At 45.1% G+C, this 9,780-nt stretch carries 12 protein-coding genes; 9 read left to right on the top strand and 3 right to left on the bottom strand.

The window, feature by feature from the left end; all coding sequences use genetic code 11:
* Positions 1 to 62: 62 nt before the first annotated feature.
* Complete coding sequence (locus QUB56_RS35350; protein ID WP_332961026.1) at positions 63 to 596, bottom strand: LuxR family transcriptional regulator; 534 nt, start codon at positions 594 to 596, stop codon at positions 63 to 65.
* Between the two features lie 421 nt (positions 597 to 1,017).
* Between QUB56_RS35350 and QUB56_RS35345 the strand changes: the two genes are divergently transcribed.
* The 6 genes from QUB56_RS35345 (at position 1,018) to QUB56_RS35320 (ending at position 5,830) form a co-directional block, all read left to right on the top strand.
* Positions 1,018 to 2,340 carry a 3-isopropylmalate dehydratase large subunit gene (locus QUB56_RS35345; RefSeq protein WP_332961025.1) on the top strand — a complete coding sequence of 441 codons (1,323 nt, stop codon included), beginning with the start codon at positions 1,018 to 1,020 and terminating at the stop codon, positions 2,338 to 2,340.
* A gap of 34 nt (positions 2,341 to 2,374) precedes the next feature.
* Positions 2,375 to 2,866, top strand: coding sequence for a hypothetical protein (locus QUB56_RS35340; protein ID WP_332961024.1), 492 nt, complete (start codon positions 2,375 to 2,377; stop codon positions 2,864 to 2,866).
* A 34-nt stretch (positions 2,867 to 2,900) separates the two neighbouring features.
* Positions 2,901 to 3,422 (top strand): hypothetical protein, encoded by a 522-nt coding sequence (locus QUB56_RS35335; protein ID WP_332961023.1) that lies wholly within the window; start codon positions 2,901 to 2,903, stop codon positions 3,420 to 3,422.
* A complete protein-coding gene (locus QUB56_RS35330; protein WP_332961022.1) occupies positions 3,419 to 4,180 on the top strand; it encodes an HIRAN domain-containing protein in 762 nt (253 codons plus the stop codon). The genes QUB56_RS35335 and QUB56_RS35330 overlap by 4 nt, the downstream gene beginning before the upstream one ends.
* Positions 4,181 to 4,514: 334 nt before the next feature.
* Positions 4,515 to 5,213, top strand: a complete 699-nt coding sequence (gene aqpZ / locus QUB56_RS35325; protein ID WP_332961021.1) for an aquaporin Z — start codon at positions 4,515 to 4,517, stop codon at positions 5,211 to 5,213.
* A 128-nt stretch (positions 5,214 to 5,341) separates the two neighbouring features.
* On the top strand, positions 5,342 to 5,830 hold the full coding sequence (locus tag QUB56_RS35320) for a gluconokinase (protein ID WP_332961020.1): 489 nt from the start codon (positions 5,342 to 5,344) through the stop codon (positions 5,828 to 5,830).
* Positions 5,831 to 6,268: 438 nt separating this feature from the next.
* Here the strand turns inward: QUB56_RS35320 and QUB56_RS35315 are convergent, their stop codons facing one another.
* The gene (locus QUB56_RS35315) at positions 6,269 to 7,246 is read right to left on the bottom strand and encodes a carbohydrate kinase (RefSeq protein ID WP_332961019.1); all 978 of its coding nucleotides are present in this window, start codon (positions 7,244 to 7,246) and stop codon (positions 6,269 to 6,271) included.
* A 188-nt stretch (positions 7,247 to 7,434) separates the two neighbouring features.
* Entirely contained in the window at positions 7,435 to 7,686 is a 252-nt protein-coding gene (locus QUB56_RS35310; RefSeq protein ID WP_332961018.1) for a hypothetical protein, read from the bottom strand.
* A gap of 11 nt (positions 7,687 to 7,697) precedes the next feature.
* Here QUB56_RS35310 and QUB56_RS35305 point away from each other — a divergent pair, with 11 nt between their 5' ends.
* The 3 genes from QUB56_RS35305 (at position 7,698) to hisS (ending at position 9,694) form a co-directional block, all read left to right on the top strand.
* Positions 7,698 to 7,973, top strand: coding sequence for a photosynthetic electron transport-dependent transcriptional regulator PedR (locus QUB56_RS35305; RefSeq protein ID WP_293251134.1), 276 nt, complete (start codon positions 7,698 to 7,700; stop codon positions 7,971 to 7,973).
* 34 nt (positions 7,974 to 8,007) lie between these two features.
* On the top strand, positions 8,008 to 8,289 hold the full coding sequence (locus tag QUB56_RS35300; protein WP_332961027.1) for a hypothetical protein: 282 nt from the start codon (positions 8,008 to 8,010) through the stop codon (positions 8,287 to 8,289).
* Positions 8,290 to 8,419: 130 nt separating this feature from the next.
* Complete coding sequence (hisS, locus tag QUB56_RS35295) at positions 8,420 to 9,694, top strand: histidine--tRNA ligase (RefSeq protein WP_332961017.1); 1,275 nt, start codon at positions 8,420 to 8,422, stop codon at positions 9,692 to 9,694.
* Positions 9,695 to 9,780 lie beyond the last annotated feature (86 nt).

Genomic DNA, 9,780 nt, shown 5'->3' with positions numbered 1-9,780 from the left:
GAAGTGATTGCTTCTTTGACGGGATATCCATTCATATTAAAGGGATTATCTGTAGCAAGTATTTAGAAAATTGGTATGAGTCCTAGGGATTCCAGGGCGGAAATAGAGAATGATTGCAGTTCTTTTTCCTCCAACAGCAAGAGATATTGCTGGTTGATGGGATCTGGAATCAGACGGACGATCAACTGTCTTCCTGCTTGTTGAATGTGCAAGGGTAAACAGCGAGATGGAACATCGCCGTTGAATGTGAGTCGCGCCATCTGATCCTTGAACCAATGTTGTAAAGATTCTGGCAATGAATATGGGATGCGGGGTAAAAAATACTGGCTCAAAATTTCTTCTGCCCGTTGAGTCATGAATTGCACCTCCCCTGTAATCTCCACAACTATCGCCCCTACCCGATCCAAGATTTGCTTGACTATTACCTTAATTAAAGTATCTAGCTCCTTGCCAGTGCGATCGCCTAAAGCTTCGAGAGTATAATGTTCGTAGCAATTTTGGTAACTTTTGGCCTGAGTTTTTGCTGCTGGAAACTTATCAATACCCTTAGATGTTAAAATAACTGCGCCCTGACGGTTTTGTGTCTGTGAATTCATGGGAAGTATCTCCATTGCCATACTGGTGAAAATGGCGAAACCAGATAGCCTGACGGTGCGGGACTCTCGCTCATTTCACTCTTATTGAGGTCTACAACTATAGAAATGCACTCTCAGACTTTTTGACAGTCACTGATTTAAGTTGCTTTTCTTAAGCAATTACTAAGGAATAACACTCACTAGCTGTTAGTTACCAGTCACTTAATCGAGGGACTTGCCGATTTTTTATTTTTGTGTTAATGGCAGTAGAAGCTATTGTATAGATTAGCGGTCGGCGAAAAAGAAAGTGACACTCAATAGATTTGAGATTTGAGATTTAAGATTGAAGAAAATGTTTAGTAGCTCAATTACCTGTCAACATCAGGCGATGTTTCGCTTACAATACACTATGTAGCATTTAATAAAAAAGAGCGATCGAACTATGGGAATGACCCTGACCGAAAAAATCTTAGCCAAAGCATCAGGCCGCACTAAAGTTGAGCCCGGAGAAAACATTTGGGTAGACACAGACGTGCTGATGACCCACGATGTCTGCGGACCCGGCACCATCGGCGTTTTCAAACGCGAATTCGGTGAGAATGCTAAAGTCTGGAACCCCGACAAAATCGTCCTCATTCCCGACCACTACATTTTCACCAACGACGAACGCGCTAACCGCAACGTCGATATTCTCCGCGATTTTGCCAAAGAACAAGGGATAAAATACTTTTACGACATCACGGATCGATCGGACTTCAAAGCAAATCCCGACTACAAAGGAGTTTGCCACATCGCCCTAGCACAAGAAGGGCACACCCGGCCCGGCGAAGTGCTGTTCGGCACAGATTCCCACACCTGCAATGCCGGCGCTTTCGGACAATTTGCCACCGGCATCGGCAATACAGACGCGGCTTTTATCATGGGAACCGGCAAACTCTTAATCAAAGTTCCCGCAACCATGCGCTTTGTGCTCAACGGCGAACTGCCGGATTATTTGTTAGCAAAAGACCTGATTTTGCAGATTATTGGTGATATTAGCGTTGCCGGTGCTAACTACCGGACTATGGAATTTGCGGGCGATACAGTTGAGCGTTTGACGATGGAAGAACGGATGACGCTGTGCAATATGGTGATTGAAGCTGGCGGCAAAAACGGCACGGTTGCGCCAGACAAAACTACGTTTGATTACGTTACTTCTCGGACTGACAAACCCTTCGATTCATTTTACAGCGATGGGGATGCTAAATTTTATAGCGATCGCACCTACGATGTCACCCAATTAGAACCAGTCGTCGCCAAACCGCACTCCCCGGACAACCGCGACTTAGCCCGCAACTGCCGCGATGTCAAAATCGATCGAGTTTACATCGGTTCCTGCACCGGCGGCAAAACCTCCGACTTTCTGAATGCCGCCCGCATTCTGAAAGGATACCAAGTCAAAGTTCCGACTTATTTAGTACCAGCAACTCAGAAAGTTTACGAAGATTTGTTTGTCACAAAATACGAGGGTCAAACGCTTTCGGAAATCTTCTTAGCAGCAGGCTGCATCGAACCCGCAGCGCCTTCTTGCGCCGCTTGTTTGGGTGGTCCGAAAGATACTTTCGGGCGGATGAACGAACCGGAAATTTGCGTGTCTACAACTAACCGCAATTTCCCCGGTCGGATGGGGAATAAAGAAGCGCAAGTTTATCTAGCTTCGCCTTACACGGCGGCGGCTTCTGCGCTGACTGGGTATGTCACCGATCCGCGCGAATTCTTATGCTAGAAAGTGTCTTTTAGCACTCTCTAAATTTGCAAAAATGGCTGATGAGTTTCCGGTTATTGTTGTTCCAGAATCTGATTACGATCTATCTGAAGAAGAACAAATGGGAACTAAGAATAAATTCTGGTTCCATCACTCAGAATTTGGTCGCTGCTTGTACAAACAGTCTCGACCGAATACAGGTGAAGATTGGGCGGAAAAAATTGCAGCCGAGTTGTGCAAATTGCTCGGACTGCCCCATGCTCAATATGAACTGGCAACTTGGAGAAGTCAACGCGGAACTGTCTCACCATCATTTTTGCCCGATGGTGGCAGTTTCATTCCTGGGAATCAAGTTTTGTCTGCGAACGCACCGCACAAAGTTGATATTGTGTTGAATGCGATCGCAGACAATTCTGTTAATTTGCCCCTCGATTGGGTGCCGCCAGTCGGGATAGAAACAGCAGTAGAAACTTTTGTCGGATATTTGCTATTAGATGCGTGGATTGGCAATACAGACCGTCAATCGATTTTAGATTTTAGATTTTAGATTTTAGATTGACCCCACGGATAAATGCGGGGGCTTGAGGATTTTCGATTTTCGATTTTGGATTGATTCCACGGATCAATCACGTGGCGGGTACCATCAAGAAATTATTGGTCACTCAGCGAAGTGGGGTGTATTAGAGAAACCCGAAAGTTATCCTACTTTAAATATCGCCAGATATCTAGCACCAACTTACGACCATGCCTCTAGTTTGGGAGTGCGGATATCTGATGAAGAACGGCAAAAGAGATTGATTACAAAAGATACTGGCTATTCTGTCCAAGCTTATGCGAAAAGATGCTCTTCTCAGTTATATGCTAGCGATAATAGACCAAAGCCTCTCAAGACTTTTGAGGCATTCCGCGAAGCAGCGCTATACTATCCCCAAGCAGCCCAAGTTTGGCTAAATTGCCTTACCAGGATTTCAGCTAATGATACGCTAGCCATTTTTAACCGGATACCGCGCGATCGCATTTCACAAATTACCATTGATTTTTCTCAAGAAATACTTAAATTTAACAGAGAAAGGCTACTTGAATTGACAAGAGATTTGCTTTGAAAACACTATTTTTTGCTTGGCAAGACCCGGTCAGCCGTTCTTGGTTTCCGATTGGTCGATTGACATTTAACGGTAAAGAATACCATTTCAATTATACAAAGGGTGTTCTAAAAGCTCTACTTGAGTGCTTGTTTAAACCCTTGCCATCTTTTCCTGATTTCAGTAAGGTTTACACTTCACAGAAACTGTTTCCCTTGTTTTCCAATCGAGTGATGCCGCGATCGCGCCCTGACTACCCTGAATTTGTACAGTGGTTGAATATCCCTCAACACGAAGATGACCCAATTGCTTTATTGGCCCGCAGCGGAGGGAAACGGGTAACTGATAATTTTGAGGTATTCCCCTGTCCCGAACCGGATGAAAATGGACGTTACCGCATCCATTTTTTTGCACATGGACTGCGACACCTTCCCAAGCCGGCAATTGAACGGATTAATGGGTTTCAAGTGGGCGAACTTTTGTATTTAGCCCACGAATTTCAAAATCGGCACGATTCCTCTGCTTTGCTTTTGTGTACTGAAGATCACTGGATTGTAGGCTATTGTCCGCGCTATCTTTGCGGGGATTTTTTTCAACTTATCTCGCAGGATCGAGAATTGGTTCGCGTAGAAGTCGATCGCCTCAACCAACCCCCAACGCCGCTACAGTTTCGCTTGCTGTGCAAGATGACCGCCGATTGGCGAGACTTTCGCCCCTTCTCCAGTCCGATGTACCAGCCGGTTAGCAGTGATGTTTTAGCTGAAAGTGCGATCGGATAATCAGCAACAAGAAGTAAAATTATCATCACAAAGTTAGGGAATAATCCAAGTTAATTATTTTGAATTGAATACAGAAGATTGCACAATTTCTACAAATAATTAACTAAATCTTGACATTTTTTCCCGAATGGAGTATGTTTGAGCTAATTTATCGATTCCCAATTCCGCATTCTCAGTTAAGCCCATACAATTTCTGAAAATTTGAGCTATACATTGCTAATGCTTTCCATTAGAAGTGTGGCGCTGCCGGAAACAAATTGGCTCTCTACTTTTTAGAGTGAGAATTGGTCTGGGTGCGAAATTAACCTATCAGGAACTTCAGAAAATTGTCAGCATGAACAAAAAAATAAAGATTGGAGTGGCTGAAGCTCTGGGTACTTTGGTGTTGGTATTAGGTGGATGTGGGAGCGCGGTTTTAGCTGGAGACAAAATCGGCTTTTTGGGAGTGTCGATCGCCTTTGGCCTGTCTCTCTTAATCATGGTTTATACCATCGGCCCTATCTCTGGATGCCACATTAATCCGGCGGTAAGCGTCGGTTTAGTAGTTGCCAAACTGATCGATGCTGTTTTGCTTCCTTATTATATAGGAGGTCAGATTTTAGGGGGAATTTTAGGCGGTCTTGTTTTGTATATGATAGCATCAGGAAAACCTGGTTTTGATGCGGCGGCGTCGGGATTTGCATCTAACGGTTTTGGAGAACATTCTCCCACTGGTTACGGACTTTTGGCAGCAGCTTTGACGGAAGTTGTACTGACTGCTTTTCTATTATTTACAATCATGGGTACTACCCATCCCAACTATCCCGTCGGTTTGGGCGGAATTCCGATCGGCTTGATGTTGGTGTTGATTCACTTAGTGGGAATTCCCGTAACAAATACTTCAGTTAACCCCGCTAGAAGTATCGGTGTTGCACTTTTTCAAGGCGGATGGGCAATCCAACAGTTGTGGGCGTTTATTGTATTCCCAGTGCTTGGTGGAATTATCGGCGTTTTGGCTTATAATTTCATTAGACCCACCATGGAAGAAATCTGATATATAATCAGAAATAAACCGGGTTTCTTGAATTTTTTAAGGTGGTAAAATTTATCTGGCAACTTCAGAAACCCCGTTTCTCGATCGCACAACAAGATCAAATTGCAAGTATTCGGTAAATAGGCGCCATGATTACGATCGTGATGGGAGTCTCCGGTTCAGGCAAAACTACAGTTGGCAAGTTGCTGGCGCAATCTCTCAATTGGGACTTCAGCGATGCCGACGATTTTCACCCCTCCGCTAATATCGAGAAAATGAGTCGGGGCATTCCTTTAGAAGATGCGGATCGCCTTCCTTGGCTATTACAATTGCAAGCTGCAATAGACAGGTGGCTGTTGGAAAATAAAAATGTTGTGTTGGCTTGTTCTGCTTTAAAAGCATCTTACCGCGAAATGCTCTGCCGAGACCAGCAGCGTATGAAAATAGTTTATCTCAAAGGTTCTTTTCATCTATTGGCAACAAGGTTAAAAACTCGCGAAAATCACTACATGAAAGCAGACTTGCTGTTAAGTCAGTTAGAAACTCTCGAAGAACCAGAAGATGCAATTATCATAGATGCTTCGCAGCCGCTAGAGTTAATCGTGCGCCAAATTAAAAATCATCTGATGTGCGGTTAATTGCCCCCAATAAGCTGTTATGCACCTAGATTATTTATGGTATTAGAGGGGGAGAGGATTTGACGAGTTTTGATATGGGAGCGAAATATGCAATTTAAATGCAGAACAACTTAAAACCTCTAATACTAACTCGGGCTTAAATATAGCGGTTCTCAAGCGTGGTGAGGTATGCCGAATGGCCAATGCCCTGCGCGGGCCAATGCCCTATGCCTTATGCCCTATGCCAGATAGTACCTCATGTTACGCTCGAAAGGCTATACCAGTTTATTTCTTAGTTTCTCTTAACTAGGGCGAGAGTTTGTAGAGTAGCGATTTTAATCGCCGAGTCTTATCGAGGGTTTTTAACGCGGATTTGTATAAGAGTTATTTTTTTCAAAGCAACCGGGTTTCTGAACAAAATTTAGCCCCTCTCCGTTACCGGGGGAGAGGTTTGGCGCCCTAATTTTTGTACAAATACAAGAAAGCTTCTACTTCAGCGGCGGTTGGTTGAGCCGCAATTGCACCGGGTTTCATCGCTGTCATCGAACCTACCGCACTCGCATAAGTTACCACTTTTTTTGTTATTTCTGGATCGGCTAAACTCTTAATTCCCACCTTGCACAATTGGCTGACAAAACCAGCAAGAAACCCGTCACCGGCACCTGTTGTATCCTCAACATCTACTTTAAAGGCGGGGATTTTTCCTTCATTTTCCGAGATACAATAGGCGCAACCTTTCTCGCCCGCAGTCACCAAAACGCCTTCTAAGGAATCGATGCGGTAGGTAATAGCTCCAGGGTCCGTAGTGTCAAACAACCATTCGGCTTCTTCGTCAGATAACTTGACAAAATCAACTTTTTTTAAGAGTGTTCTAATGTGCGCTTTTGCTTCGTCTGGATTTGGCCAAAACACGGGACGCCAATTGATGTCAAGTATAATTTTAACGTCGTACTGTTCTGCTAGCTCGAGCGCTCGGGCGATCGCCTCTCGACTTTCAGGATAAGCTAATTCTAAAGTACCTAGCACTAAAAATTCGGCATTTTCAAACAGCACCTCGGGTAGTTGTGCAGCGAGGAGGTGGGTGTCGGCAAAATCCGCAGTATGAAACTCGCCAAAACCGGCAAAAGTGCGATCGCCCGCTTCATTCCGCAAAACATAAACTTGCCGCGTCGGCGCACTCGGATGGTGCTGCACTCCAGCGGTATCAACCCCTAGTTCTTGCAATACCTGCACTAGGGAATTCCCCAATTCATCCCCACCTACAGCACCGATAAATCCCGCCGCCGTCCCCAATTTAGCCAAAGCACACGCAACATTAGCAGGAGCACCGCCGGGATATGGAGTCCAAGATTCTACCTCTTCGAGAGATACTCCTGGTTTGTCTGCTAAACAATCAAATAAGATTTCACCCAGACACAGAACGCGAGGATAGGTCATCTCAATTTTAGATTTTAGATTTTAGATTTTAGATTTTAGACCAGCAGTAGACAGGTCAACAATTATTTTTAACCCATCCCAGAAAAATTGCAAGCTATTTTTTAATAGCTGCTCCTATAATATCAGACTTACTGATACTGGCAGTTACTCGTTCAACGCACAAGTGCAGTGCGGGCGTATCAGTTGTTTTACCTGAAAACCTCTGCGGGTTTGGTTCGGATGTCAGATGCGCGCAGGTAAAGGGATCGCCCGCCACGGGAACGGTACCAGCAGTGCAAGTCGGTACGGGTCATGCTGTGTCGGCGCTGAGTTTGCACTTTTTGCGATTCTGCAAGCGAGTTGGTGCTGCGGGCCCAAAAGAGTAGCAAAGCAAATTTAATTTTCTCTTCATACTTCCTCCCTAATCCTCTAGAATTGTAGATAGGTAAATATGCAGACATAGGAAAAATTTATGAGCGGGAGCGTCTCTGGGACCCCTGTCACCCTGTCGGACAGAGAATTGCAAGTGGTAGAGTTAGTAGCGGCAGGATTGACTAATGAGAAAATAGCGGAAAAGTTAGAGATTAGCAAGCGTACAGTTGACAACCACATTAGCAATATCTTGAACAAGACGCGCGCTGACAATCGAGTTACGCTGGTGCGCTGGGCGTTGCAGTGGGGGAAGGTATGTTTGGACAATATTAACTGCTGCCCTCTACCGGGGCCGATCGATAAAGAAGTATCTTAAGTAGGGGATCTGGTTGGGGACAGGCAAAGAAATGATGCAAACGGCACAAGAAAAACAACTCCGCTATCAAATTCAATGCCCTGGATTGCCGTTGGCGGTGTATCGCGAAGTGGCGGTTCATTTGCGTCAAGTTGAAGGGGTGCAAACCGGTTTAATTCCGCAGCAGTCGCAGCGGTTTGATTACAGCGACAGCCAAATTGGGGGTTTGTGGATACAGTATCCTGAAGGGTTCGATTTGGCAGGTCGCGAGCGAGTCGATCGCATTTTGGCTTATTATGGCGATCGTTACGGAGTTTGGGAATTATTAAGTCATTAGTTATGGGGAATTGTTAGGTGTTGACTGTTGACTGTTGACTGTTGACTGTTGACTGTTGACTAACAACTAATAACCGTTAACTAATAACTAATGACTACTGACTACTGACTACTGACTACTGACTAACAAAATGAGTGAAATTAAAACTTTACCGGGAACGCGGGATATTTTGCCCGCTGAAATTCAATACTGGCAAAATATAGAAGAAGTCGCTAGAACAATTTTGAAAAAAGCGGCTTATCGAGAAATTCGGACGCCAATTTTTGAACAGACGTCTTTATTTGAACGCGGCATCGGTGAAGCTACCGATGTTGTGGGTAAGGAAATGTACACTTTTAAAGATAAGGGCGATCGATCGACTACTTTGCGTCCAGAAGGTACCGCCGGAGTAGTCCGAGCTTTTATTCAAAACAGTTTGTACGCAGCGGGAGACGTGCAGCGTCTGTGGTATGCGGGGCCGATGTTTCGCTACGAACGCGCCCAAGAAGGAAGACAGCGGCAGTTTAATCAAATTGGCGTGGAAGTCTTGGGGAGTGCGAATCCTCGTGCGGATGTCGAAGTAATTGCGATCGCCTGCGACATCCTGCAAACCCTGGGTTTAAAAAATTTGCGCCTCGATATTAATTCTGTCGGAAATAAGCAAGACAGACAAAATTACCGGCAAGCTTTGATAGATTATTTTACACCGTACAAAGACGAATTAGATACCGATTCTCAAGACCGCTTGACTCGCAATCCGCTGCGGATATTGGACAGCAAAAATCAGCGCACTCAAGAAATTGTAGCTGGTGCGCCTAGCATTTTAGAATATTTGGGAGAGGAATCGCGATCGCACTTCGAGCAAGTGCAGCAAATGCTCAAAAAATTAGGAATTAGCTATCAGTTAAATCCCCGATTAGTGCGCGGTTTAGATTACTATACCTACACCGCATTTGAAATTATCTCCGACGATTTGGGAGCGCAAGCAACAGTTTGCGGAGGCGGCCGCTACGACGGTTTAGTAAAGGAATTGGGCGGCCCAGATACGGCTGCAGTCGGTTGGGCAATGGGTATCGAAAGGTTGATTATCCTGCTGCAAAAGTTGCAACCTTTGCCCGCGCTGCAGTTGGATTTCTATTTGGTATCCAGGGGCGAAAAAGCAGAACAGCAATCCGTATTGTTAGCTCAAAAATTGCGAAGTGCCGGGTTTAGTGTAGAGATAGATTTGAGCGCTAGTGCTTTCGGGAAACAGTTTAAAAGAGCCGACAGAAGCGGTGCAGTTGCCTGTTTAGTTTTGGGAGATGCGGAAGCTGAAAACGAAACTGTACAATTGAAGTGGTTGGCGAGTGGTGAACAAAGCGCGATCGCCCAATCAGAACTACTAGCAATGAGCACCGAACTACAGCAGAAAATTAACAACCCTTAAAACTCTCAGTTCCTCGTTACCAGGCTCTGCCCGGTAACGCAGATCCAGAGGCTGGGCCTCGTCATTAAGCCATTAACATTAATCCC

Source organism: Microcoleus sp. AR_TQ3_B6, from assembly GCF_036702785.1.
GTDB lineage: Bacteria > Cyanobacteriota > Cyanobacteriia > Cyanobacteriales > Microcoleaceae > Microcoleus.
The sequence above is the reverse complement of the archived record's forward strand: the minus strand, read 5'-3'. Positions and strand labels throughout refer to the sequence as shown.